Source organism: Pseudoflavonifractor sp. MCC625, from assembly GCF_018784545.1.
Classification (GTDB): Bacteria; Bacillota; Clostridia; order Oscillospirales; family Oscillospiraceae; genus Pseudoflavonifractor_A; species Pseudoflavonifractor_A gallinarum.
The window spans coordinates 191,362-218,036 of sequence record NZ_WQOJ01000014.1 but is presented as its reverse complement, the minus strand read 5'-3'; the positions used below and the strand labels follow the sequence as shown (position 1 = coordinate 218,036).

15 protein-coding genes, 1 pseudogene and 1 riboswitch are annotated in these 26,675 nt (G+C 49.4%); of the genes and pseudogenes, 14 read left to right on the top strand and 2 right to left on the bottom strand.

Annotated elements, in window-relative coordinates; translation table 11 throughout:
- The 12 genes and pseudogenes from GPK94_RS05685 to GPK94_RS05630 all read left to right on the top strand — a co-directional run bounded on the left by GPK94_RS05685 (position 1) and on the right by GPK94_RS05630 (position 15,015).
- Entirely contained in the window at positions 1-888 is an 888-nt protein-coding gene (locus tag GPK94_RS05685) for an ArdC-like ssDNA-binding domain-containing protein (RefSeq protein WP_243022138.1), read from the top strand.
- Positions 889-893: 5 nt separating this feature from the next.
- On the top strand, positions 894-1,085 hold the full coding sequence (locus tag GPK94_RS05680; protein WP_110436364.1) for a hypothetical protein: 192 nt from the start codon (positions 894-896) through the stop codon (positions 1,083-1,085).
- Positions 1,072-2,898: a type IV secretory system conjugative DNA transfer family protein gene (locus GPK94_RS05675; RefSeq protein ID WP_110436365.1), complete on the top strand. Its 1,827-nt coding sequence runs from the start codon at positions 1,072-1,074 to the stop codon at positions 2,896-2,898. Before GPK94_RS05680 ends, GPK94_RS05675 begins: the two co-directional genes overlap by 14 nt.
- Positions 2,882-3,223, top strand: coding sequence for a glutamyl-tRNA amidotransferase (locus GPK94_RS05670; protein ID WP_110436366.1), 342 nt, complete (start codon positions 2,882-2,884; stop codon positions 3,221-3,223). The genes GPK94_RS05675 and GPK94_RS05670 overlap by 17 nt, the downstream gene beginning before the upstream one ends.
- 60 nt (positions 3,224-3,283) lie before the next feature.
- Positions 3,284-4,120, top strand: coding sequence for a hypothetical protein (locus tag GPK94_RS05665; RefSeq protein ID WP_110436367.1), 837 nt, complete (start codon positions 3,284-3,286; stop codon positions 4,118-4,120).
- A 13-nt stretch (positions 4,121-4,133) separates the two neighbouring features.
- Entirely contained in the window at positions 4,134-4,499 is a 366-nt protein-coding gene (locus tag GPK94_RS05660; RefSeq protein ID WP_118285593.1) for a PrgI family protein, read from the top strand.
- Positions 4,492-6,831, top strand: coding sequence for a DUF87 domain-containing protein (locus GPK94_RS05655; protein ID WP_118360352.1), 2,340 nt, complete (start codon positions 4,492-4,494; stop codon positions 6,829-6,831). Before GPK94_RS05660 ends, GPK94_RS05655 begins: the two co-directional genes overlap by 8 nt.
- Before the next feature lie 36 nt (positions 6,832-6,867).
- The gene (locus GPK94_RS05650; protein WP_243022137.1) at positions 6,868-8,811 is read left to right on the top strand and encodes a CHAP domain-containing protein; all 1,944 of its coding nucleotides are present in this window, start codon (positions 6,868-6,870) and stop codon (positions 8,809-8,811) included.
- Between the two features lie 69 nt (positions 8,812-8,880).
- Positions 8,881-9,111, top strand: coding sequence for an LLM class flavin-dependent oxidoreductase (locus GPK94_RS05645; protein ID WP_118285591.1), 231 nt, complete (start codon positions 8,881-8,883; stop codon positions 9,109-9,111).
- Positions 9,090-9,719 (top strand): annotated as a pseudogene (locus GPK94_RS05640) (recombinase family protein). Before GPK94_RS05645 ends, GPK94_RS05640 begins: the two are co-directional and overlap by 22 nt.
- 321 nt (positions 9,720-10,040) lie before the next feature.
- Positions 10,041-12,893, top strand: a complete 2,853-nt coding sequence (locus tag GPK94_RS05635) for an S-layer homology domain-containing protein (RefSeq protein WP_215654963.1) — start codon at positions 10,041-10,043, stop codon at positions 12,891-12,893.
- Between the two features lie 325 nt (positions 12,894-13,218).
- Positions 13,219-15,015: a GGDEF domain-containing protein gene (locus tag GPK94_RS05630; RefSeq protein ID WP_110436375.1), complete on the top strand. Its 1,797-nt coding sequence runs from the start codon at positions 13,219-13,221 to the stop codon at positions 15,013-15,015.
- 427 nt (positions 15,016-15,442) lie between these two features.
- Here the strand turns inward: GPK94_RS05630 and GPK94_RS05625 are convergent, their stop codons facing one another.
- Positions 15,443-16,627: a site-specific integrase gene (locus tag GPK94_RS05625; RefSeq protein WP_118285582.1), complete on the bottom strand. Its 1,185-nt coding sequence runs from the start codon at positions 16,625-16,627 to the stop codon at positions 15,443-15,445.
- A gap of 82 nt (positions 16,628-16,709) precedes the next feature.
- Positions 16,710-16,901 carry a helix-turn-helix domain-containing protein gene (locus GPK94_RS05620; protein ID WP_158574641.1) on the bottom strand — a complete coding sequence of 64 codons (192 nt, stop codon included), beginning with the start codon at positions 16,899-16,901 and terminating at the stop codon, positions 16,710-16,712.
- A gap of 812 nt (positions 16,902-17,713) precedes the next feature.
- A riboswitch (cyclic di-GMP riboswitch) is annotated at positions 17,714-17,805 on the top strand.
- 104 nt (positions 17,806-17,909) lie between these two features.
- Between GPK94_RS05620 and GPK94_RS05615 the strand changes: the two genes are divergently transcribed.
- Positions 17,910-19,916: an S-layer homology domain-containing protein gene (locus tag GPK94_RS05615; protein WP_118286302.1), complete on the top strand. Its 2,007-nt coding sequence runs from the start codon at positions 17,910-17,912 to the stop codon at positions 19,914-19,916.
- A gap of 49 nt (positions 19,917-19,965) precedes the next feature.
- Positions 19,966-26,673: a DUF4474 domain-containing protein gene (locus GPK94_RS05610; RefSeq protein ID WP_118740129.1), complete on the top strand. Its 6,708-nt coding sequence runs from the start codon at positions 19,966-19,968 to the stop codon at positions 26,671-26,673.
- The last annotated feature ends 2 nt before the right edge of the window (positions 26,674-26,675 follow it).

The window sequence follows — 26,675 nt, the reverse complement described above, 5'->3', positions numbered from 1 at the left end:
ATGGAAAACAATGACGGTCTGGTTCAGAACAGCAATGCTGAACCTTTTGATAAGGAAAAATGGGCAAAACAGAAACGTGAGGAGCGCAAAGTTGTCTATCAAATGATTGACGATGCAGCGGTCGCGGCAGTCAGCAGCGGTGAGAAGTTTCAGGCGTTTCTGAATATTCAGGCGCAGTTTGACCGGTATTCTGCCAGTAATGCGCTGCTGATTGCCCATCAGTGTCCGGATGCGACGCAGCTGGCAGACTTTGCTGCCTGGAAGAACACTGGTGTTCACATCAAGAAAGGGGTTTGCGCCATCAACCTTCTGGAACCCGGACAGGAATATACGAATCAGGACGGTACGGTTAAGACCTCTTACAAGGTGAAAAAGGTGTTCGATGTGTCGCAGACAACGGCTTTGCAGAAGCATGAGACGTTGGTATCCCATGATAAAAAGTTGCTGCTGAATGCGCTGGTTGATCATCGGCCTTGCGAAATTGAGGTTTCGGACGACCTGCCGGAACGAGTGAATGTACTGTATCAGCCAGCGGACAGCAAGATTTACGTTCGTCAGGGCACGGATGCAGAACCGCTGTTTCGCGGACTGGCACAGGAAATTGCAAAGGTCCATCTGAAACAGAAAAAACTGACCTGCTGCAACCCTGCCTTTACGGCATATTCGGTTGCGTATGTGCTGTGCAGGAAAAATCAGCTGTCCTGCGAGACGTTTCGTTTTGATCGAATGCCAGCGGAGTTTGGCGGTATGGACGCCAAGAGCGCAAGACAGGAGCTTAGTACGATCAGGCGTGTTTCCAACGTGATGATTGGTGATATGAACCGAGTGCTGGATACGCATGACCGGAAACAGCCGCAAAGAGAGAACGCCAACAGAGAGGAACGGTGACAAAGATGGCATCTGATAAGAAAGTTGTAACGCTGGAGGAACACGAGCAGCGGCTTATGGTGCGTGGTCTGGCAGATTACCGTAACGATGCAATCCGGGATGGTAAGCCGACGGACGATATTGATGACTTGCTTCTCAAAGTGATCGACGCACCGCCCAAACGGAAACGGGGGCTGTGGCGGAATGAAGCAAGATAAGTTTTCGCCAGTAAGCCTGATCTGCTATGCCTGCGGTTGCATACCGGTCATCTGGATAGCGCTGTTGTTCGCTCCGTATTTAGATGATGGATTGATCGGTTTGATTAAGAATGCCGGTGCCGCATTTGCAAATCCGTTTCATATCATGCTTTGTAGGGATAGTCTCCGAGCTGTCCTTATTTTTCTACTGATTTACGGGTTGGCTTTGGCGGTATTTCTCTCGAGTGACCGAAATTACCGCAGGCGCGAGGAGCATGGTTCAGCACAGTGGGGTTCTCCAAGGGAAATCAGTCGAAAGTATGCAAATAAGGCTGCGCCAGAAAATAAAATCCTGACGCAGACTGTTGCAATCGGACTTGATGGTCGAAAGCACCGACGAAATCTGAATATTCTGTGCTGCGGCGGCAGCGGTGCTGGCAAGACGCGCTTTTTTGCAAAACCCAATGTGATGAATGCGAATACCAGCTTTGTTTGTCTTGACCCAAAGGGCGAACTCCTGCGCGATACAGGCAATCTTCTGAAATCCAAGGGCTATGAAATTAAGGTGATCGATCTCATCAATATGGAGAAAAGCCACTGTTACAATCCGTTTGTCTATCTGCGGAATGATAATGATATTCAGCGCCTTGTGACGAACCTGTTTAAGAATACCACACCTAAAGGCAGTCAGTCGCAGGACCCTTTCTGGGATCAGGCGGCGCAAATGCTTCTGCTGGCTCTAATTTTTTATCTTCATTATGAAGCCCCGGAGGACGAACAGAACTTCCCCACGGTGATGGAGATGATTCGAGCGGGTGAAGTGCATGAGGACGATGATGGTTTTGTTTCGCCGCTGGACGAACTGTTCGACCGACTGGAGATGCGTAATCCGGAGCACATTGCCCTGAAATATTATCGCAACTACCATTCTGGCAGCGGCAAAACGCTGAAATCCATTCAAATCACACTGGTTGCCAGACTGGAGAAGTTCAATCTGGAGTCCCTTGCTGGTATTACGCAGACCGATGAAATGGAGCTATGGAGCGTAGGCGAGAAGAAAACGGCTGTGTTTGCAGTGATTCCGGATAATGACAGCAGCTTCAATTTCCTTGTCGGTATGCTGTACACGCAGCTGTTTCAACAGCTTTACTACCAGGCAGACATTGTTCATGGCGGCAGACTGCCGGTTCATGTGCATTTTGTGATGGACGAGTTTGCAAATGTCGCCCTGCCCGATGAGTTTGATAAGCTGCTGGCTACGATGCGCAGCCGTGAGATTTCAGTGAGCATTATTATCCAAAACCTTGCACAGCTGAAAGCATTATTCGAAAAACAGTGGGAAAGCATCGTGGGCAACTGTGATGAGTTCCTGTATCTCGGCGGTAACGAGCAGTCTACGCATGAATATGTGTCCAAGCTGCTCGGCAAGGAAACGATTGATACGAACACCTATGGACAATCCAAAGGTAGAAACGGCAGCTACTCGGTCAACTGGCAGATCACAGGCCGAGAGCTGATGACACCTGATGAAGTGCGTATGCTGGACAACCGCTACGCACTTCTTTTTATACGCGGTGAGCGACCGGTCAAAGACTTCAAATACGATGTTTTGAAACATCCGAATGTGAAACTCACCACAGACGGCGGTATGGAGCCTTACCAGCATGGACAGGACACACGCAGTATCGCATCTGTCGTACTGGACGCTGAACTTGCTAAAAAGGCAGAGAAACTGACCGTTTCCAGTCAACATGACTTCGTGCTTCTCACAGAAGAGGAGCTAGAAGAACATTTCAAGAAGATGGAGGAAAAACAACATGAAAAACAAAAATGAAAACCGGAAGCCGGTGCCTGACAAGGTGAAAAAGGGCTTCCGTCGCTACTGTACGGCGGTGATGGCTGCGGCAGTGCTCTGCTGCTGCACCGTCCCGGCGTTTGCGGCAGACGATCCGCTGGCAGTGATCAACAACCTGAGCAATTTTATTTTCGGCCTGATTCGCGCTGTTGGTCTGATCCTGCTTGGCTGGGGTATCGTGCAGGTAGGTCTGTCGCTTCAGTCCCATGACCCCTCTCAGCGTTCTAACGGCTTCCTGACACTGGCAGGCGGCATTGTCATCACCTTTGCCAAGGAAATCCTGACGCTGATTACCGGCGGCTAAGATACGTTATCCAACAGTTTGGGGCAGGCATGATGCCTGCCCCGGAAGGAGGTGCTTGAAGTGTCGGATAACTGGGTCGTACAAAACCTGACCAATGCGCTGGAAACATGGAATGATAAGCTGTCAGAGATTTGGCTGCTCATTACGCAGTCGCCAGAAAACTTTAAGGGCGGCGCGATTTGGAGTGTGATCGTCAGCATTCATGGCGCACTCCAGGCGATTGGATATGCGCTTCTGGTGGTTTTCTTTGTGGTTGGCGTGATGAAAACCTGCGGCAGCTTTGCGGAAATCAAGAAGCCTGAACACGCAGTAAAGCTGTTTGTGCGGTTCGCCCTTGCCAAAGGACTGATTTCCTACGGCATGGAATTGATGCTGGCTCTGCTCAATATTGTACAGGGCGTTATTTCTTCGATTATGAATGCCGCAGGATTTGGAGGAGCACAGCAGACGGTATTGCCACAGGAGATTATTACAGCCGTAGAAGAATGCGGCTTTTTTGAAAGCATTCCTCTGTGGGCCGTCACGCTGATCGGCGGACTGTTCATTTGGGTGCTGTCTTTTGTGATGATTCTAAGTGTTTATGGGCGGTTTTTTAAGATGTTCATGTACACGGCAATTGCGCCGATTCCGCTGTCCAGCTTTGCAGGAGAACCAAGCCAGAACATCGGTAAGAGTTTCTTAAAAGGTTATGCTGCGGTTTGCCTGGAGGGAGCGATTATCGTCCTTGCCTGCATTATATTCAGCGTATTTGCAGCATCGCCGCCGGTGGTTGATGTGGATGCGGCAGCAGCATCCATGGTATGGAGTTATATTGGCGAACTGATTTTCAATATGCTGATTCTGGTTGGCTCGATAAAAATGGCAGACAGAATTGTGCATGAGATGATGGGACTGTAAGGAGGGAAAGGCATTGGAAGTTAAAATCAATCGAGAGATTCGGAACTATACCGAATCCATGTTCTTCGGACTGTCTATGCGGCAGTGCGTGTTTACAGTGCTTGCAGCTAGTGTAGCGATTCTGCTGTACTTTGTCCTCAAACCGTATGTCGGCACAGAAACGGTTTCATGGATGTGTATCCTTGGTGCTGCCCCGTTTGCTGCTATGGGATTTGTGACATATCACGGTATGACGGCCGAGCAGTTTGTATGGGCATGGCTGCGGTCAGAAGTGCTGGAGCCAAAAGTCATTCGATTCCAGTCGAATAATATCTATTATGAAGCGTTAAAGCCTGAGCTGGAGAAGAAAGAGAAAGAGGGAATGAAGAACCATGATTAAGAGTATTCGTACCATCATGAAGCAGGATAAGGAACGCTACAAGGTACCTCGCAAAGTGCAGGATGTCATCCCTATCAGGCGCATCTGGCCGGACGGTATTTTTCAGGTGGGCAGCAAGTTCACTAAGATGTATCGGTTTACGGATATTAACTATTTGGTGGCCTCCCGCGAGGATAAGGAGAGTATGTTCCTGACCTATTCGGAACTGCTGAACAGTCTGGACAGCGGCGCGACTACCAAACTGACGATTTATAACCATCGTCAGAACCGCGCCAGCTTTGAAAAATCCATTCTAATGCCGATGAAGGAGGACGGACTGGACCAGTACCGCAAGGAATATAACCAGATGCTGCTGGACAAGGCTACGGGCGCAAACGGTATCATGCAGGAGAAATACCTGACGGTCTCGGTAGCCAGAAAGGACGTGGAGGAAGCAAGAACGTATTTTTCACGCATTGGCGCTGACCTGTCGGCACATTTTGCAGCGCTCGGTTCCAAGTGTATGGAACTGACGGCGGCAGAACGCCTGCGTATGCTGCATGATTTTTACCGTGCCGGTGAGGAAACTACGTTTGACTTCGACATTAAGAGCATGGCGAGAAAGGGCCATGATATTCGGGATTTTATCTGCCCTGACTCCATTGAAAAGAACAAGGATCATCTGATTCTGGGCGATCAGTATTGCCGGGTGCTGTTTCTCAAAGACTATGCCAGCTACATTAAGGACAGCATGGTTACGGAACTGACTGACCTGAACCGCAATATGATGCTTTCCATTGATATTCTGCCCATTCCGACCGATGAGGCAGTGCATGAGGTGGAGAGCCGCCTGTTGGGTGTGGAAACAAACATTACGAACTGGCAGCGCCGCCAAAATGCAAACAACAACTTCTCTGCTGTTGTTCCGTATGATATGGAGCTTCAGCGCAAGGAGAGCAAGGAATTCCTTGACGACCTGACCACCCGTGATCAGCGCATGATGTTCGCAGTGCTGACAATGGTGCTTACGGCAGATACCAAGGAGCAGTTGGACGCAGATACAGAAACCGTACAGGCGCTTGCCCGAAAGCATATGTGTCAGCTGGCTGTGCTGAAATATCAGCAGCTTGATGGACTGAATACAGTGCTGCCAATCGGCTCTCGCAGGATTGATGTTTTTCGAACGCTGACAACGGAAAGCCTTGCAGTGTTTATGCCGTTCAAGGTACAGGAAATCCAGGATAAGGGCGGCATCTTCTTTGGAGAGAATGCGATTTCGCATAATCTCATCATGTGCAATAAAGCGAACCTGCTGAACCAGTCTGCATTTCTGTTGGGTGTGCCTGGCAGCGGCAAATCGTTCAATGCAAAGGAGCTGATTACGTTCCTGATTCTGAATACCGATGATGATATCCTGATCTGTGACCCGGAAGGAGAATATGCGCCGCTTGCGGAAGCAATGGGCGATATTTCGTCTGTGATTCGTGTTTCGGCTGGCGGTAAGGATAGACTGAACGCCATGTACATGGTTGATGGCTATGGCGAGAACAACCCGATTGTAGTGAAATCGCAGTTTATCATGTCACTGGTAGAGCGTATTGACCCGAACGGTGTCGGTCCGCAGCAGAAGTCCATCATTGACCGATGCGTTGCGGCGGTATATCAGGAAGCGGAGCAGTCCGGCACAGTGCCCACGTTGTCAACACTGCGTGAAATGCTGCTCGATCAGCCAGAAGAAAAGGCCAAGGACATTGCGCTTGCACTGGAGCTGTTTACCACCGGTTCTCTGGATATTTTCGGTCATAAAAGCACGGTCAATCTGGACAAGCGGGTGGTTGTGTTTGACATTCATGGACTGGGTGAACAGTTGAAGCCGATCGGCCATCTGGTTATTACGGATACCATGCTGAACCGCGTAACGCTCAACTGGAAACGCGGCAAGCGCACGCATGTATTCATTGATGAGTTCCATGTCATGTTTGAAAACGAGTTCAGTGCGGCCTTTTTCAATTCGGCATGGCGGCAGTTTCGAAAGAGAAATGCGTACCCGACCGCTATCACGCAGAATGTGGAGTATCTGCTGGATTCCGTTCAGGCAAGTACCATGCTCTCTAACTCGGAGTTTATTGTCATGCTCAATCAGGCAGCATCCGACCGTGAAAAGCTGGCGCATTTGCTGAATATCTCGAATGAGCAGATGAGCTATATCACCAACGCAGATGCAGGCTGCGGCCTGATTAAATATGGCAGCGCACTGGTGCCGTTCATCAACCGTTTTCCGCAGAATACGAAACTGTATGAGCTGATGACGACCCGACCTGGTGAGGGTCAGTTTGCACACGGGCAGGAGTAATCCTGCCCGTTTCTGCGTATGGAGGTGAGTAGGAAAATGCCAAAGATCAAGACAAGAGAAAAGGTGCAAGGCATTAAGACGTTGGATAAGGCGGCGGTTGCGGGAGAACGCATGAAGGAGGTATATATCCGTTCCAAAGAACAGTTTACAAATTTGACAGATGACCGTTCGGAAAATCCCAATGCCTATGCTGGGGACAAGGTGCAACGAGCAGCGGAAAATGCGGCGGAAGATACTGCTCGTGTTGCTGCGGCTGGTGCAAAACTGGCAGTGAAAAAAGGAACAGCGGCAATCAAGCAGCGCAGGGAACGATATGCGGAACCGATGCAGGAGCCGGCGATGCCCAATCAGCCATGGGGTGAAAATGACATCACACCTCAGAAACAATCGCAACGGCAGGCTGCAATTCGTGCACAACAAGTGAAAACGAACCGGAAAACTGCCGGAAAAGATGCTCCGAGAATAAAAATCGGACAGCAGACTGTGAGTAGAGTTTCAAATGACCCGGTGGAACAGGGACGTACATTGGCAAAGAGCAAAGCTGCCAAGAAGTTGAAATCTGCTCGAATCAAAGAGCGGCAGTCTGCGATTGCAGGTTCAGATCGGACTATTAAACCTGCCGAAACGAGTTTCCATGATTGCGTAGTGCATGGTTCACAGCATAGTGCAAATCCAGAAAAAAGCGTCATAAAGTCGAGAGAAACAGTATTGCACAGCAGCAAAACTGCTGCAAAAGAGGCAATTTCGCCTAAGACAACTCGGTTGAGAATCAAGACTGCTGCACGAAGGGTGCAGTCAGCCAGACAAACAGCGCAGTATGCAACTGCGGTTCAGCATCGTTCGGCGGAGGCTGCAGTGAAATCTGCTGAAATTTCGGCCCAGACATTTCGAGCAGCGACAAAGCGGACGGCAACCATGTCTAAACGAGCGGCAGAAGCCACGAAAGAGGTGCTTAGGGCAATTATTGCCGGTATGCGGTCGATGGTTGCGGCTCTGACTGCCGGCAGTGGAGTGACCTGCATGGTGATTGTTGTTGTGTGCTTGATTGGCATGATGGCAGGCTCCTGCTTTGGTATCTTTTTCTCAGGCGAAGACAGCGGCACTGGCATGACCATGCGGGACGCAGCACGAGAAATCAATCAGGAGTATAACGAGAAGATAGAAAAAATCAAAACAGACAATCCCTATGATAAATTGATCCTATCCGGTTCGAGAGCCACATGGCCGGAAATCCTTTCGATTTATGCAGTAAAGACCACATCCGACCAGAGTGATGGTCAGGAGGTGGCATCAATGAATGATATGAAGCTGGAGCTGCTGCGTAAGGTCTTTTGGGATATGAACAGCATTTCCTATCGTGTGGAGCGCCATACAAAAGGTAGCGGCAAAGATAAGACAACGGTAGTATATCTGTACATTACAATTTCGCATAAAACTACTGACGAGATGGCAGATCAGTATCATTTTAATGCTGACCAGAAAAAGCAGCTGGCAGAATTGTTGGATGAGAAGTATCGGTCGCTTTGGAGTTCCGTACTTTACGGTATCGGAACAGGTGATGGTGAAATCGTGACAATAGCGCTGTCGCAGCTTGGTAATGTGGGTGGTCAGCCTTACTGGAGCTGGTACGGCTTCACATCACGTGTGGAGTGGTGTGCTTGCTTTGTCAGCTGGTGCGCGAACGAGTGCGGCTATATTGATGCGGGAGTGATTCCGAGCTTTTCGCTGTGCAGTGATGGTTCGGACTGGTTCAAGGCACGCAGTCAGTGGCAGGAGCGTGATTACGAACCGTGTGCCGGTGACATTATCTTCTTTGACTGGGGCGGCGATGGCGTACCGGATCATGTGGGTATTGTCGAAAAAACGGAAGGCGGTACGGTGTACACCGTAGAAGGTAACTCTGGCGATGCCTGTCGGGAGAATAGCTATCCAGTAGGCGATGCGCGAATTTATGGGTATGGAGTGCCGATGTATTCATAATGATGAAAAATTCGACACCCAGTGTTAAGTGCAATACTGGGTGTCGGATAACTTGTATGGGAGGATAACATGAAAAGAGCAAATGCAAGAAACTACGGACACGAGGTAAAGGGATATATCATTGCAAATGGTATGACATTGACGTGCATGGCTGCACAGCTCGCTGAAAAGTACGGGCGGAGCAGCTGTATGCAGAACCTGTCCGGTAAACTGCGTCGCGGCACTTTCAGTTATACTGAAGCTGTCGAGATTGCTGATATTCTCGGCTATGATATCGTATGGAAGAAAAGGAAGTGTTGACAATAGCAGAGATTTACGGATATGTCCGGGTTTCAACGAAAGAACAGAATGAGGACAGGCAGATGATTGCACTGAGGGAATTGGCTGTGCCGGAGAGAAATATCTTTATAGATAAGCAATCGGGTAAAGATTTTGAACGGCCACAGTATAAAAAACTGCTGCGTAAAATGAAAAAAGACGATCTTCTCTGCATCAAGAGTATAGACCGTCTGGGACGCAATTATGAGGAAATATTAGCACAATAGCGGATTCTTACGAAAGATAAAGGCATCGACATTATGGTTTTGGATATGCCACTGCTAGACACCCGGCGCGGAAAGGATCTGATGGGAACCTTCCTCAGCGATATCGTATTACAAGTGTTGTCCTTTGTTGCGGAAAACGAGCGTATTAATATCCGCCAGCGGCAAGCGGAAGGTATCGCGGCTGCAAAAGCGAAAGGGGTTCGCTTTGGGCGACCCCCGAAACCTTTACCCGGAAATTTTGAAGAGGTGTATCGACGTTGGGAAAAAGGCGAAATAACAGGCACAGCCGCAGCGCGAGGATGCAGAATGCCGTTGTCTACCTTTCGCAACAAGGCATTTAAAATCAAACAAAGTATAAAATGAATTTAACCGAGAATGCGAGAATGTGTACTTTTTTGTTAGTCAAAGTAGACATTGTACATAATAAAGGTTTAATAGTAGTAATTCCTATGAAACCGTGCTATAATAGAGAAAAATTATAGGCAGTGAAGATGCCAAAAAGTACACCTTTTGGCATCTCGCAACTGTCATTGCACTGAAGGAGGACAGAACAGCATCAATGCGGCGGACGAAAGAACTGCCGCGCAAGATCAGAAACCTGTCAGAATATCGCCTTATTGGTCTTATCTTGGCAGGTATTACTATGTGTAAAGGAGCATTTGATGTGAAAACGAAATTATTGTCATGGCTGTTGACACTGAGTCTGCTCATGACCATGCTTCCGACTGCTGCGCTGGCCGCTGCGGCTCCCGGAACAAGCAGCGGTACAGTTTTATATATGTATCCGAAACCGGCGATGATTCAGCTGTCGGCGACGAGAACGCACCCCTTAAAACAATTGGTGCGGCATTTACGAAGGCAGCTGACGGAGATACGATCTGCCTGCTTTCTGATATTAAACTAGTTGGAAATCTTGTTCTGACCGGTGATAAATCAGTAACGCTGGCGGGCAAAGCCGATGAAACTGCAAAGAAGATTACCTATCAAAAAGACACTTCTACTGACCTTTATATGATTGAGGTTGGTGTTGAAAACGGCACAGCTACAGCGACGAACCTCACGCTTGAAAATATGACGATTGATGCTGAGGCACAGGATATTCGCTGCATCCGTGTTTGCCCTGAAAGCCAGCTCACATTAGAAAACGGTGCAACGGTCTGCAACGGACGTGCAGTTCATCGGAGCGGTCATTCAGGAAACACAGGAACAAATGACTGGGGCGGCGGTATCGTAGTTGATAGCACTGCAAAGCTGATTATGAATGATGGCTCCGCCGTAACCGACTGTTTTGCTGAACAGGGCGGCGGCATCTATCTCAGCGGCGAGATGGAGCTGAACGGCGGTATGCTTAGCGGAAATACCGCAGTTGGTGATTACTTTGATACTGACCATACACAAAGTGCCCATGGCGGTGCAATTCTGATTCGTGCAAATCGTGCTGACTATGATGAGAGTTATGATGCTCCGGCTAAATTGACTATGACCGGCGGAAACATTCAAAACAATAAAGCGGCAAGTGACCGAAGTGCTTTTGGCGGTGCGGTTGCCATTCTTGGTACACCAAAAAATTCTGTGGATTTGACCAACGAATTTATTATGACCGGGGGTACGATTTCCGGCAATACAGCCGGATACGGTGGTGCGATCTCTGTTTATGCGGCTGATCGCTATTGGAACGGCAATGCAAGCGTCAAGATTTCCGGTAATGCGGAGATTACCCAAAATACAGGCCGTAATGGCGGTGGCGCGATTGCTCTGTGGACCAGTAAAGCAGATGATTACTCCAGCACCGTAGAAATGAGCGGCGGTACGATTTCGGACAATAAGACATTCTCTAAGGGCGGCGGTGTTTTCCTGTACGGCAAGGGAGACTCGTTCTACATGACCGACGGCAAAATTTCCGATAACGAAGCTAAACAAGGTGGCGGCATCTTCATCAATGATACAGACGCGGCTGCTTATCTGCTGGGCGGTACCATTCAGGACAATAAGGCAACTGACGGATACCCCCACTATGATGATGCTTCGGAGCGAAGCTATTACGGAAACGCAGTTTACCAGGATGGCAGCCTCTATCTTGACGGCACAAAAGCTAACATCAGCGGCGATATTCGTATCGGCTGCCGCTTTGATACAAGCGGAGGAATTTCCACCAACCGTTTTGTAACTTTGGTCGGCGCATCGGATACGATGAACGATTATGAATTGACTTCTTTTAAAAATGAATCCTTGGATGGCAGAGTAGTTGTTGCCCCCGGTGCGATTACTTATGGCACAGCAACCTATAGCGTAGCAGATGCCGAGCCGTATCTGTCGCATTTTACACACAACCATAAGGGAATTATTTCAGATACTGATTATACGGCAGAAACGGGAACTTCTTCTCAGGCGAAGAGCCTTGTTCTGTACGGAGCAATCCAAAAGTTTTCTGTTACCTACACAGACGGTATCGGCGGCACCAGCTTTGCGGATGAGGTAACCAGCGACCTGCGCCGTGGAACACCCACCCCTGCATTTACCGGCGGAACGCCGACTCGCAGCGGTTATACCTTTACCGGCTGGGAGCCGTCCGTAGCCGCAACGGTAACGGACAATGCCGTTTATACCGCACAGTGGGCAAAGAACAGTTCCTCCTCCCATCATTCGACCCGCTATACGCTGCACTATGAGTCGAACGGCGGCACGGCTTACAAGGATGAGCGCTATTCTTCCGGCACGAAGGTGACGCTCGATAAGACCCCGACCCGCGAGAGTTATACCTTTACCGGCTGGTATGCGGATAAGGAACTGACTCAAAAGATCAGCAGCATCAAGATGACCAGCGAGAAGACCGTCTATGCTGGCTGGAAGGCATCCACTGTGCCGGATATGCTGAACGGCGATGACCACTACGCCTATGTAGTCGGTTACTCCGATGGCACTGTCCGTCCGAACGCGAACATCAGCCGCGCCGAAGTTGCAACGATTTTCTTCCGCCTGCTCAAGAAGGAAGTTCGTGATGGCAACTTGACCACTGAAAATATATTTGCTGATGTAACGAATGGACAGTGGCACAACAAGGCGATTTCCACGATGGCGAAGCTCGGCATCGTCAAGGGCCGCCGTGCGGACAGCTTTGACCCCGATGCCTCGATCACTCGTGCGGAATTTGCGGCGATCTGTGCGCGCTTCAACACCAAACCGGTCGAGAACAACGGCAGCTTCTCCGACATTTCCGGTCACTGGGCGGAAAACGAGATCGAGAGAGCGGCGGCGTTCGGCTGGATTTCGGGCTATCCGGACGGCACATTCCACCCCGACGCCCGCATCACCCGCGCTGAGGCTATGACGATGATCAACCGCGTGCTCTGCCGTATGCCGCAGAGCGAAAGCGACCTGCTGGACAGCATGGTAACGTGGCCGGACAACAAGCCGTCCGACTGGCACTACCTCGCCGTACAGGAGGCCACGAACAGCCATGACTTCAACCGTCAGGGCGAGGTCGGCGAAAGCTGGACGAAGCTGACGAGCGTACCTGACTGGAAGCAGTATCAGTAATACAACAAGGAATTTTCGGAGCAGTGGCTCTCAAAGAATGACAACATCCCCTCTGCTACTCCAAGACGGCAAATATCTATACATTCACTATGCTTGCGGCATAGTGAGAGTAGAGTTGTTTTTCCCCGTTCAAGACACAGCCAGAGTTAAGGATGTTGCGAACGATTCCTATTTTTCACGGAAAGCTGGGGCATTTGCCCCAGCCTTCTCCAAGCGCTTGACCACTGGTGGAGCGCTTGGAGAAGGTTCTCAGAATGATACCATATATTCCGCGCAAAGAAAGATTTACTGATTGATACAGAGATAGACAAAGGAAATTGCAGATATGGATATTCACAAAAATTTGAATCAGACCACAGAACTGGATAGCGCACGGAACGATCTGTCAGTGGAAAAGAAGCTGCTTGACTGTATTGAAAACCTTGTCATGAACGATGACTTCACAGCAGCGGTCAACTCTGGGCTGACGACTATCCTCGAATATTACGATGCGGATCGTACCTACATATTTGAATTTCAATGGAAGGAAAATCTTACTCGGAATACCTACGAAATTTGCAGAGATGGTATCTCTCCGCAGATTGAGAATCTGCAGACAGTGCCCGTTGATGTAGTAGCACGATGGGTGGATAGTTTTGAGGACCAGGAACAGAATACCATCATCTTTATCGGAGATGTTGATGCACTCAAGGATGATCCTACCCACCGCCTTGAGTATGATTGCCTGCATCCGCAGGGGATCAAGAGTCTTATTGCCGTTCCCATTTTTATAAATGGCAAACTGCACGGCTTTCTTGGAATCGATAATCCCCGTAGCCACATGGATGCGCTGACGTTGTTAACGCAGCTTACTTATATCATTGCAAACGAGCTGCAAAAGCGCCTGCTTACAGAAGCACTGACGAAAAAAAGCTATCAGGACCCGCTGACCGGTCTAAACAACCGCTTGGCCTATGACGAGATGTTGGATCATTTGCGCGGAAAGGAGTTTCCGGTAGGCGTAGGATTTTTGGACATCAATGGGATGAAATGGATCAACGATACGCTCGGTCATGACATGGGCAACAAAGTGATCCAAAAGATTTGCACTATTCTCAACGAGCACATCGAACAGCAGTATATCTACCGCATCAGCGGCGATGAGTTCGTTATGATCTGGCCAGATGTTGATTATAAGGTTTTTATGAGCGCCGCAAAAAAACTGGAGGCGGCGCTGTTTGACGAGAAAAACATTGCATCGTTTGGTTTTGTATGGGGAAAAGAAGAAGATACGGGTATTGCCGTTCGCAAGGCAGAGAAAGCAATGCAGACAGCAAAGAATAAGTTCTACGCCGCAAATGCCGAATTAAAAGATAGTCGCCCCGGCTATCTGGACGCACTATTGCAGGAGTTTCGGGACAGCACCTTTATCCCATATTTGCAGCCGCTTTACAGTATCCAGTATAACCGTGTTTACGGTGCAGAAGTTCTCGTCCGTAAAATCGATCCGCATGGTAATATCCAGGCACCCGTGGAATTCATTGACGTTATGGAGCGTGAGCACATGATCTCTATGGTGGACTTCACAATGCTGCGGCAAGCCTGCGAACTGATCCAGAAATGGAAACCGGTATGGCCGGATATTGTGCTCAATGTAAACTTTTCACGCAACACACTGATGGAGCCAGACTTTCTGGAGCGGATCGATCAAATTCTTTCCGAGACCGGTGCTGACCCGGCGCAGCTTATCTTTGAGATCACGGAATCTTCGCAAAACATTCAGCTGGAGTCCCTGTACAGTCTGTTGGATGAAGTGAAACAACGAGGTATTTCGCTGGCAATTGATGACCTTGGCACCGAGGCTTCCTGCCTTGAAATGCTTTATCTGCCGCAGATCAGCGTTGCAAAAATTGATAAAGGTTTGATCGACAAGGCTGAACACATCGACCGTGAACAGCTTGTCATCAAACATGTTGTCGACCTGTGCCACGATTTGAATATGCGCTGTGTGGCAGAGGGTATCGAAACAGACAGCCAGATCGAATTACTGAAAAAACTCGGATGTGATAAGCTGCAAGGCTATAAGATTGGTAAACCCATGCTGCCGGAAGACTTCCTTCGCCAGTTTGGAAATAATCGATAAAATAACAACAGCGACATTAAGCATGCTATCGAAGGATAGCAATTCAAATAATACACGAAAACAGGAAAACGGATTATATTGCTGCATATTCTTACTTTGTCAGTGTCGGCGGCAATGATTTCTTTCAATATTGCTTAAGCTGTTCTGGCGCATTGAGTGTCTCTCTGAGCAAAAAATCCACATCGCACGCTTTTCTTTGTGGGGATGTTTGACGGTTACGAACAAAAACAGGCTGCTTTTTAGCAGCCTGTTTTCGTGTTACGGGAAGTTATGCGTTTTCATCATAGACTTCGATATCACAGTATTGGTGAGCGATCAAACCGCAGATCTATCCCTCTTTTACTAAAACCCCGCACCACATCTAACAATTTCGGCATTTTCCCTTTGTCGTGATACCGAATATATACCAAAGTGGCTTTGAAAATTTTTAGATAGCTTCGAGAAGCGTTACCGCCGTAGTTTCTACGGATTCCAACACATGAATATAGGTGTTATAAGTAACAGATACATTCGCGTGTCCGAGCCACTTGCTTACTACGGTAATCGGGACACCGGCGTTAAGTGTCTGTGTTGCAAAGGTGTGACGAAGCTGGTGAAGCGTGAACGGCTTGCTGATTTCAGCATATTTCAGCACACGATGGAGTACACGCTGCAACTGGTCGTTAGACAGCATATTGCCATTGAGCGACGCTACCACATTCGGACTGCAAATTCCTTTCTTGCGGTAGATGGTGTGCAGGTTTTTCAAAGCGGCAATCGCCTTTGTGTTCAGCGGAACAATGCGGTTGCCGCTTGTCGTTTTCGTGCCCTTGATTTTCGCCTTTTTGTGATTCTTCCGTTCACCGTTTCGGTCGCGGTCGCAGACCATAGACAGGTTCTTGTTCACTGTAACCGTTTTACTGCAAAAGTCAATGTCAGACCATTTCAAAGCCTGCAACTCACCGCAGCGCAAACCGGTATGCACGAGGAACACAATCAGATTCGCGTGCGTAATCAACGGCAGACCGTTCTTTCGCTTCATTACTGCTACCTGCTCCAACGCCCGCACTTCCTCGCTTTCCAGCGCGATGATTTCGCGTTCCGGTTTGAACAGCGTCTTTTTCGGCATCTTCACATTGCGCATGGGATTCTTCGCAATATCGCCCTCGGAATGAGCATACTGAAACAGTTCCGACAAAAGGAAATTGATCTTCTTCACTACACTGTACGAAAGCGTTTTGCTTTTCGCAACCAGCAGATTCTGAATCTCCTCACTGCGGATAGACGCAATCTGAATATCGCCCAATACAGGCTTGATATGATGCAAATAAATGCTTTCGTAACGGTCAAAACTGCTGTTTTCGACAGAGTGCTGCTTGAACGTGTAAAACCAGTTATCTGCATAATCACGAAAAAACACTTTCTTGCACGCAGTCAGACCGCGTGCCGTCTGCTTTTTCCAATCCCGCAGCTTGCGGCGAACCTCAGCTTCGGTCGAACCATAAAGGTACTGCGGTTTCGCCATGGCTTCATCGCGGTATTTTGCTACCCAGCGGCCATCTTTGTGCTGATAAATACTGCCCTCCCCGTAATGACGATTCGTTTTCGTTACTTTTTCTGTTGTATTGCTCATTTTCGCTCCTGACCCGGTGCGGCAGCTACAACAGCTAACATTGTTATTATACGCCATACTCTGCATGGTTCGCAACGTCTGGTTAATAGAAGATTTCACGTCCGCGATTGGCCGCGAACCAGCGGTCAAGTTCTGCTCGAATGGTGATGTAATCACGTCCAACTTTGGTGACGGGCAGAACACCGGCCCGCAGTAAGGCGTTGAGTTTTGACCGGCCGAACGGAAACAGTTCCAGCAGATCATTCTGTGATAAAATTTCGTAATCAAATGACATGTAAAACCTCCATGAAGTGCGAAACCGGAAGAATACACGCAAAGAAGCGGTATTCTTCCGGTTTTATAATGATTTATACTGTTACTGTCAGTCTATTCGGCCTCACCCCCGACTGCGGGAAGCACCAAGCGATCGGCGGCGTACCGATTCCACAGGAATTTCACCTATCCGTTGTCCGACCTCATTGCCTGCGACGTTTTCACGCTCGGACGGTGACTGGTCGGGAGTATCATTATCTTCCGCGCGGGTCATTGCCATGATAGGAGCCACCCACAGTTCACAGCTTTCCGCTGCAGCTCTCCGCGCCGAATTTGTACCTGATGCCTGAGTATGCGGTTGTCAAAGGACATTGGAAATATTTCCTCTTTTACTATAACGCCGAAATGTGGTCAATGGAATAGCCCCTGAAAAATATTTTTAATCATGCACAAGATTCAACTTCAGTTTTTGTGCGATATGCTAATATCTTATCAAAACGCCGGTAAAAACCGCTTTTGAGGTGAGGGGAGAGGAACGAAATCCGCGCCGCCCGCGTCTTTCCTCTCCCCCTGCTGCGGTTGATGGATAACTCCCTTGCGGCAGTTACCCACAGCCGCAGCACCCCCTCACCATTCTCGCGGCGGCGAGCGCAGAGAAAAAAACTTTGAAGTCTATAACAATAGACCCTCTCCGACGTAAGCAGTACACAATTTTAAACAAGTACTTGTTTAAGTATAAAAATATTTTTGTCGAAATTGACAAAGTAATAATTGACAAACACCCAGTAACTTAGTATAATTTGAATAGCAAAATAACCCAAACTCTTAGGAGAATGGCAGAAATGGCAAAACAGAGGAAACTCTGCGGCGCAAAGCTATAGGATCTAAACGATTGTCCAGCAATCGCATGACAGCCAGTTACCTAAACCAGTCCCCGCATTACGGGCGCAGTACTGTGTGGACTACTATCCATGCGGTACTGCGCCCTTTTTTTACTGTTTGGGCGCAAAAGAAAGGGAGCGATCGAAAAATGAAACGCACACGAATCAGCGTATTGCTTGTAATAGCCTTGCTGTTGCAGCTATACGCACCACTCACGGCAGGCGCAGTAGACTTTACGCCAAACCCACAGACGGAATATGCCAAACGATTTATTGCCGCCTGTGATGGACAGACATGGTTCATCAATGAGATTGAGCGTTTGCTGAACGCCCAGCAGCGCACACTGGATACCATCACCGGAGCGGAAGACCTTGTGGAAATCAAGAGCATTGGTCTAAAAGGTCAGAACATCACCGGACATATACCGGCTGCAATCGGGGAACTTAGTGAATTGCGGTATCTGTTCCTCTCGGATAATCATTTGAGCGGAGATATTCCGTCTGCGCTCTATACGCTCCCGAAACTGCAAAATGTAGACTTGGGCGGCAATGATTATGCAGGTGCGATTCCTTCCGAGTTTGGTACAATGCCCGCATTGAAAACGCTGGTTCTCAAAGATAACCAGTACACTGGTACGATACCGGACACGATTTTGAGCAATACCCAGATTGAGGTGCTGAACCTCATGGGAAATCAGTTGACCGGCGGTTTTCCTGCGGCAGTTGCCGGTATGAGCAGTCTGAAATACTTGAACCTTTCGGAAAATGCTATCGGCGGTACGATTCCCGACCTGTCCGCGCTAACTAATCTTATCTCGCTTTCGGCGTGGCAGTGCGGATTGACCGGCACGATTCCCGAAACACTGTACACGCTTTCCGGTTTGCAGATTTTAGACCTGTCCGAAAACAAGCTGGAAGGCGAAATCTCTGCCGGTATTGCTAATCTGGCAGACCTGCAATATCTCGCGCTGGACACGAATCCTCTGCGCGGTGTATTACCGGACGCATTTACGCATACCGCGTTGACCGAGATTCATTTGGAAAACACTTATCTGCGCGGTTTTGTTCCTGCTACGCTCAAAGCACGGCATGACGCAGGTGCAAAGGTGTATCTGAACAATAACTACATGACCGGCGCTGTCTTGAAGGATATGCCGAACAACACCGGAAACTTTACCGATGGTGCGGCAAGCGAACAGCACCAGCTTACCGGCACTCGTTCCACGGTTACGGTCAGCAAGGACGGCACGGTAAATCTGTATGCGCTGCTGCTGAACAAGTCGCTGACTACCGGCAGCACGGCAAAGGTGCTGCTTAGACCGGACGAGTATGTTGTGACCTTTGATGATACCAAGGTGCAGGTTACTGCGGATAGCAGCGGTATCTATGTGAAGGCTTTGACGGATATTCCGCTGAATACGAATTTCAGTATCACAATCCAAATCAAGGACAACACCGGCTCTGAATATTCCAAGGTAAAGCTGACCCTCACTACCGATGTTACCAGCGGTGGCGGCGGCGGTATCGGCGGCGGTGGCGGCGGCACACCTGCAACGCCCAAGGTAGAACACAAGCTGTATATCAACGGCTTTACCGATGGTATGTTCCATGCCGAACGCAATATCACCCGCGAACAGACCGCGAAAATGCTGATTGACGCGCTGGAAAAGGAAACTGCCGAACCGGAGCAATCCTCGTATACCGATGTTGCCAATAACCGCTGGTCGTATCGCTGGGTTGAAGCAGCGTCCAAGGAAGGCTACATGGTAGGCTATAACGGCGGCGTGTTCAAACCGGAATCTGCAATCACTCGTGCCGAGATGGCAACGGCCTTGTCGCGTATCGCAGCAAAGGAAGGCTTGATTATGACCAGCAGTACCAAGACCTTCTCTGATGTGGCAGACGGCAAATGGTACAGCAGCTATATTCGTCAAGCGGTGCAGTACGGCTTAATCAGCGGCTATACGGACGGCACCTTCCGACCGGAGCAGTACATCACCCGCGCTGAAACCGTAACGATGATAAACCGTATGCTCGGCAGAAACTATGAAACGGCAACCGAACTGCACAGCATGGCTTGTCCGTTCCCCGATGTCAGCCAGAGCAACTGGGCGTATGGCAACATCATGGAAGCCGCTATCACGCACAAGCACTGATAGAAAGAATTAGAAACGGAAGAACTCCTGAATAGTTGGAGGTAAACTTATGAAGAAAGCATTAGTCCGCAGAGTAGTTTCTCTGTTCCTGTGCTTTTGCATGGTGATTGGATTCGTGCCAATCATCGACGCACAGGCAGCAGAAATCAAAGGCGGCACATTCGACCCGCATACCGGTTATCTGGAACTGGAATTTGGGTATCAGCTTACACAGTATGTGAATATCAATGTCTATGTCCGCAGTCCTTCGGACGATGGATTGAAGAAAGAATTTGTCGGCTCGATTGTAGAGAATTACCTGCTCTCCGGTGCAAACGATGTTAAAGCATGGCTTCCCGAAGATTCACCGGACACTATGGTATCGCCCTACACACCGGCAACCAAAACGGACGGCGGTTTGGTAAAACTGTCCGAGGACGGCATTTATCAAGCAGACAAGAACTTTGCCGGTGAAGATATTGAGCCGGTAGCCATGATGAAGCACACGCTTATATGGGACGGCTCTCTCAATGGTATTCCGATTATCGGTCCGAACCTCGATGAAGATGTGTTTTATCTGACCGTAGAAATTGAACCGCTCGGCAGACCGGATAAGAATGTTGAGTGTACCGACAGTGATGATAGCCACACGCACGGTCAGAACTATACTTGGCCGCAGAAGCAGGAGAACGGCAAGAAAAAGTTTGCTGTCAGTACCGAACTGCTGGTAGACTACCGTGATTATGTTGTCGGTGAAGATGGCACGGCGGCGTTCCTCATGCTGAAAGGCAGTTTGTCCGATGAAGTACGCAAGAAACTGTACGAGCAGTTTGTCAGCGGCAGTCTGGCGTGCAATGAATTGACCGGTTTCCCCGAACTGGAAGGCTTGGTGCTGGACTACCAGAACCTTGACCCTGTAAACATGGTAACAGGTGCGTACAACTTCATGTACGAGGACTTGAAGCTGGAAGGCATTATCCCGCTGACCTTCCTTCGTGTTTACAACTCGCGCTACAACAAGGGTGCGCTGGGTACTGGCTTTACGCACAGTTACGATTATTCGCTCATCAATGACCGTGGTATTATCCGTGTGACAATGCCCGGCGGTGAGGAGCAAATCTTCCTTACGCTCCGTGGCGGCGGCTATGATTCTCTGGCAGACAGCGGCTTTGTTCTGGAAAATGAAGCAGACGGCAGCTACCGCATGACGCACGAGGACGGCGCAGCGTTCATTTTCTCGAATGATGGCAAGAGCGGCAAGCTGCAAACCGTCTATAATCCCGATGGTACGCCGGTAGCACAGCTTACCTACAACGGCGATGAACTGACCGGAATTGACGGCATTGCAGGCAGCTATACGCTGGCATGGTCGAACGGACATATTTCGTCCGTGACCGATAACGCAGGCCGCACCGTATCGTATGAGCATGACGGCGATTTTCTGACCGGCGTTACCAATGCAGACGGTGATACGCTGCATTATACCTACGATGGCAACGGCTATCTGAACAGTGCTACCGACTTTGAAGGCGAAGTCTATATTGAGAACGAGTATGACGGCATAGGCCGTGTGGTAAAGCAGACCTTTATCAATGCGGACATTCCCACTGTTTCTACCGTTTCCTATGACGATGACGCGCGTGTTACGACCTGTGTAGACGCAAACGGTCTGGAAACACGCTACTACTACGATAATCACCGTAACATCCAGAAAATCGGAACAGTTATCGACGGCACGGAGTACACCACCAACAACACCTATGACGGCGATTATCGCGCCAACTCTGCAAGCGACCGTCTGAATGGTGCAACCGCATACGAGTACGACAGCAGCGGCAATGTGACGAAGGTTCGCTATGCGGATAATACCACTATGACGCTGACTTATACGGCGGGCGGCGATATTGCGTCCATCACGGACGCGCTCGGCAATACGGAAACCTATACCTACTCCGGACACAGCTTGACCGAGTTCCGCGACAAGAACGGACATACCACTTCGTACACCTATAATGCACTCGGTCTGCCGATTACGGTTACGGACGCACTCGGCAATCAGACCACCTATGCGTATGACGATAAGGGACGGCAGCTTTCTGTCACCGACGCTGAGGGCGGTGTTACCAGCTTTGAATACGATGCCGTAGGCCGCATCGTTGCAGAGCATACCAAGGTGAGTGATACGGCTACCGCAACGACCAAGCATACCTACTCCAAGGCGGGCAAGCTGCTGAAAACCGTAGACGCGCTGGGCGGCGAAACCTCGTATGAGTACAATGCCAACGGCTTTACCACCTCGACCAAGGACGCGCTCTGCGGCACGGTAACGACCGAATACGGCACGAACGGCGAACCGCTCAAACGCACGGACGCGAACGGCAATGAAACCACCTATGAATATGACAAGGATACCGCACAGCTTGTATCGGTAACAGACGCAGAGGGCAACGAAACCCGCTACACCTACAACGATCGCGGCCTGCTTATCCAGACTACGGACGCGGAAGGCAATGCGACTACCTATGAATATGACGCGCTCGACCGTGTAGCAAAGACGATTGACGCGCTGGACGGCGAAACGATCTATGCGTATGACAGCATGGGACGCACGGTTTCGGAAACCGACGCAGAAGGCAACAAGAAAACCTACACCTATGACGCGCTCGGACGAACCAAGACTGAAACCGACGGTGCAGGCAACAAGACAACCTATACCTATGACCCTGTTGGCAATCTGCTTGTCACAACGGACGCAAACGGCAATGAAACCAAGACCGAGTACAACGCCATCAATGCAGCGGTAAAGCAGATTGACGGCGAAGGCAACGAAACCACCTACACTTACGACAAGGTAGGACGGCTGCTGACCGAAACGGACGCACTCGGCGGCGTTACCGCGTACACCTACGACCTTGCGGGCAATCAGCTTAGTGTTACCGACCCCGAAGGCAATGTGACAAAGTATATCTATGACCTGCTGGGACGCGCCGTAGAGCAGATTAACGCAGACGGCAGCAAGACCCGCACGGTGTATGACGCGCTGGGACGCACGACAGAAAGCTATGACGAACTCGGCGGTAAGACTGCTACCACCTATGATGCGAACGGCAACCAACTCACCGTCACTGACCCGAAAGGCAACAAAACTTCGTATCAGTACAACCGCAAAGACCAGATTACTGTTATCACCTATGCGGACGGCGGCGAAACCCACTATACCTACAATGCGCTCGGAAATGTCAGCGAAGTAACCGACCAGAACGGCAATGCAACCAAGTACACCTATGACGCACTCGGCAGAACGCATACCGAAACCAACGCAGTAGGTGTTGTGACCGAATACGGCTACGACAAGGTAGGCAACACGGTTTCTGTCACCAAGGACGGAACAGTAATCGCAAAGAGCGAGTACGACGGTGCGTATCGTGTGATAAAAACGATTGACGGACTGGGTAATGCGGGAACAAAGCAATATGACGGCGTAGGCAATGTACTGGTTTCCACTGACCGTGAAGGCAATGCAACACAGTACACCTACGACAAAAACTATAACCTGCTCAAGACCACAGACGCAGAAGGCGGCGTGTCCTCGTCTGCTTATGACGCGCTGGGTCGTGTCGTTTCTGCAACCGATGAAAACGGCAATGCAACGACCTACACCTACGATAAGAACGGCAATGTACTGACCGAAACCGACGCGCTTTCCGGTGTTGTTACCAACACCTACGACACACGCGGCAGAGTAGCAGCAACTACGGACAAGCTGGGTGCAACGACTACCTACACCTATGATGCAGCCGGTAATCTCCGCAAGGAAACCGACGCGAATAATGCGTATGCCGTTTATCAGTATGATGCGAACAACAATCTCATTCAGTACACCAACCGCAACAACGAATGGGTGAAGTATGCGTATGACTGCATGAATCGGCAGGTCAAGGAAACCAACCAGCTTAACCATGCAACCGAGTACGAATACGACCTTGCAGGCAACCAGACGGCGGTGATCGACGGCAACAAGAACAAGACCATATACACCTATGACGGCTTGAATCGTCTTGTTTCCAAGACCAACGCCGAAGGCGGTATGTTCGAGTACCGGTATGATTCGTTTGGCAACACCGCAGGCACGACGATGTACGGCGGCGGTGACGAGAAGGCCGCGACCACTTATGCCTATGATGCAGCGGGCAATCTGCTGACCGAAACCTCTCCGCTGGGCAGCGTGACTACCTACACGCATGACAAGGAAGGCAATGTGCTGACGCAGGTTGACGAAAACGGCAAGCAGACCGCGTACACCTACGACAAGTTGTATCGCATGGTTTCCCGCAAGGACGCGGATGGTACTGCGACCTTTGCCTATGACAAGGCGGGCAACATGACCTCGGCCAAGGATGGAAACGGCACGGTAGCATTTGCGTTCGACGCGCTTTCCCGCACCACCGCTGTCACAAATGAGGACGGCACGACCACGGCGTACACCTACGACGCGGCAAGCAACCGTCTGTCCATCACCTACCCCGACGGCAAGGCTGTTACGACCGCGTATGATAGTCTCGGCAATGTGAAGTCCCAGACCGACCATGACGGCACAGGCATTACCTACACGCGCGACGCGGAAGGACGCACAATCAAGGAAGGCCACAGCGACGGCAGCACGACCGAGTATGATTATAACGCCGCCGGTCTGCTGACGCTGCAAAAGGAAGTCACCAAGAGCAACAGCACACGCCGTCAGACTGCGTATACCTACGATGATGCGGGCAATATCGTAAGTGAAAACCGTTCCGGTGTAGACATTGACAAGAAGGACGAGTTGGTACGCTACTACTACGATAAGGCCAATCAGCTTATCCGCACCAATATCGAGGGCAAGAATACGAAGTATTCCTACGACCTCGCGGGCAATCTGCTTTCCGATGGTACGAACACTTACACCTACGATCTGCAAAACCGTCTGGTTAGCAAGACCGGCAAGGACGGTACGACCACTTATACCTATGACGCGGCGGGCAATCTGATTAAGAAGGCTGCACCGGACGGCACGACCGAGTATACCTACACGGCACAGAACAAGCTGAAAACCGGCAAGACAGAGGACGGTCAGAGCAGCACCTACACCTATAATGCGCTCAATGTACGCATTAAGAATGTACAGGTGCGCGACAACAAGAATGCCGCCCATGCAAACTCCGACTTGAAGGACGGTTCGCACGGCACCGATTATCTGGACTTCTTGAAGGATGGACGCTTTTTCTGGCAGCGCACATGGGAAACCGAGGTAGGCACGACCTTCCAGAGCAATTTTGAAACCGTAACAAAGAACTATGTTGTGGACTATCTTTCCATTGCCAATCGTGATATACTCGTCACAGAGGACGGCAGCTTCACGCAGCGGTATGTGTACGATGAGGACGGCACCCGTATCTCGGCAGAGTACGGCTATGCAGCCGGTACAAAGCGCGGTGAGGGCGGCGAAAACCTGCAAAGTGACTTTGCGGCAAATGATGTGCGCAAGGTATGGTATCGCACCAGTCATCTCGGCAGCACGCTGTTTGCCGTAGACGAAACCGGCAAGGTCATCTCTCACACGATCTATGACCCGTGGGGCAATCCGCTGACCAAAACCTACACGGACACGAATTTCAGCGGCATTGACAACGCCAACAATTTCACCGGCTACACTTGGGACGAAGTGCTTGACCTGTATTTCGCGCAGAATCGTTTCTACGACCCTGCCGACCACCGGTTCACACAGGAAGACCCTATCAAGGACGGCGAGAATTGGTATGGGTATTGCGGGAATAATGTGGTTAATTATTCTGATTGGGCTGGACTTGCATCATCGAATACGCGATATGTTGCTACTGATAATGTCTATATGCGTAGTGGCGCAGGCACATCATATAATGTCCTCGCGACATTGCAATATAATACTGCTGTTACATATTTAAACGAGAAGAAAAACAATAACAATTATAATTGGGCCAAAGTTCAATATGAAGGTAAAACAGGTTGGATTGCAGATAAGTATCTAAAAACAAGCAAACGCCCCAGCATATCTGCTACAATTGATTCGGTAGCTCAAAAATTTGGTTTTGAATACTCGTATGGTGGACAATATTTTTATTCATCTGAATATGGTTGGCAGCGGACATTTGGCTATATGGACCTTTTTGACAAGTATATGAATATTGTTCCGGGTATCAATATTAATTTCTTGTCCTGTATATTCCAATATAACAACAAAACATGGCGTGTGGAATGTTGGAAGGGCGAATACGGTCCTACTGCTGGCGGCGAAGTTGGTTTATATGTTTTGGATGGCACGATGTCGCTTAGTCAATATTTTCAAAAGATGCGATGCGATGGTGCAGTATTTACCGGAACAGAAGCATTTGATAGATTATTTTCTATGATAAAAAATACTGAACCGTTATCTAAAAATGTTGCATGGTACCGAGCAGCGTATTCCAGTGAATACATTGGCATGAGCATTGCATTTAGAGAAGTGGTACAAAAGAAAAACGGCGGTGATTCGTATACTACCAATGCTTTTGCTTCTCGTTCTTCGTCGGGGCATTGGTGGCTAACAGTCTTCAAACTTAATTCTGCCAAGAAAGAAAATATTATTATGGATGTTACACTAACATTCCCCAATAGTACAATGCGTAGTGCTTACGATGAGAAACTTTATTGGAAAAGTAAGTATGGCGGATATAAAATTATGAATCGTAAGTCGAATAACAAAGTGGAATCTTTTTCGTGGAGGTGAAT

Coding starts and splice junctions, on each gene's coding strand:
- GPK94_RS05685 (WP_243022138.1), top strand. CDS start 1: ATGGAAAACAATGACGGTCTGGTTCAGAACAGCAATGCTGAACCTTTT.
- GPK94_RS05680 (WP_110436364.1), top strand. CDS start 894: ATGGCATCTGATAAGAAAGTTGTAACGCTGGAGGAACACGAGCAGCGG.
- GPK94_RS05675 (WP_110436365.1), top strand. CDS start 1,072: ATGAAGCAAGATAAGTTTTCGCCAGTAAGCCTGATCTGCTATGCCTGC.
- GPK94_RS05670 (WP_110436366.1), top strand. CDS start 2,882: ATGAAAAACAAAAATGAAAACCGGAAGCCGGTGCCTGACAAGGTGAAA.
- GPK94_RS05655 (WP_118360352.1), top strand. CDS start 4,492: ATGATTAAGAGTATTCGTACCATCATGAAGCAGGATAAGGAACGCTAC.
- GPK94_RS05650 (WP_243022137.1), top strand. CDS start 6,868: ATGCCAAAGATCAAGACAAGAGAAAAGGTGCAAGGCATTAAGACGTTG.
- GPK94_RS05645 (WP_118285591.1), top strand. CDS start 8,881: ATGAAAAGAGCAAATGCAAGAAACTACGGACACGAGGTAAAGGGATAT.
- GPK94_RS05635 (WP_215654963.1), top strand. CDS start 10,041: ATGGCTGTTGACACTGAGTCTGCTCATGACCATGCTTCCGACTGCTGC.
- GPK94_RS05630 (WP_110436375.1), top strand. CDS start 13,219: ATGGATATTCACAAAAATTTGAATCAGACCACAGAACTGGATAGCGCA.
- GPK94_RS05625 (WP_118285582.1), bottom strand. CDS start 16,627: ATGAGCAATACAACAGAAAAAGTAACGAAAACGAATCGTCATTACGGG.
- GPK94_RS05620 (WP_158574641.1), bottom strand. CDS start 16,901: ATGTCATTTGATTACGAAATTTTATCACAGAATGATCTGCTGGAACTG.
- GPK94_RS05615 (WP_118286302.1), top strand. CDS start 17,910: ATGAAACGCACACGAATCAGCGTATTGCTTGTAATAGCCTTGCTGTTG.
- GPK94_RS05610 (WP_118740129.1), top strand. CDS start 19,966: ATGAAGAAAGCATTAGTCCGCAGAGTAGTTTCTCTGTTCCTGTGCTTT.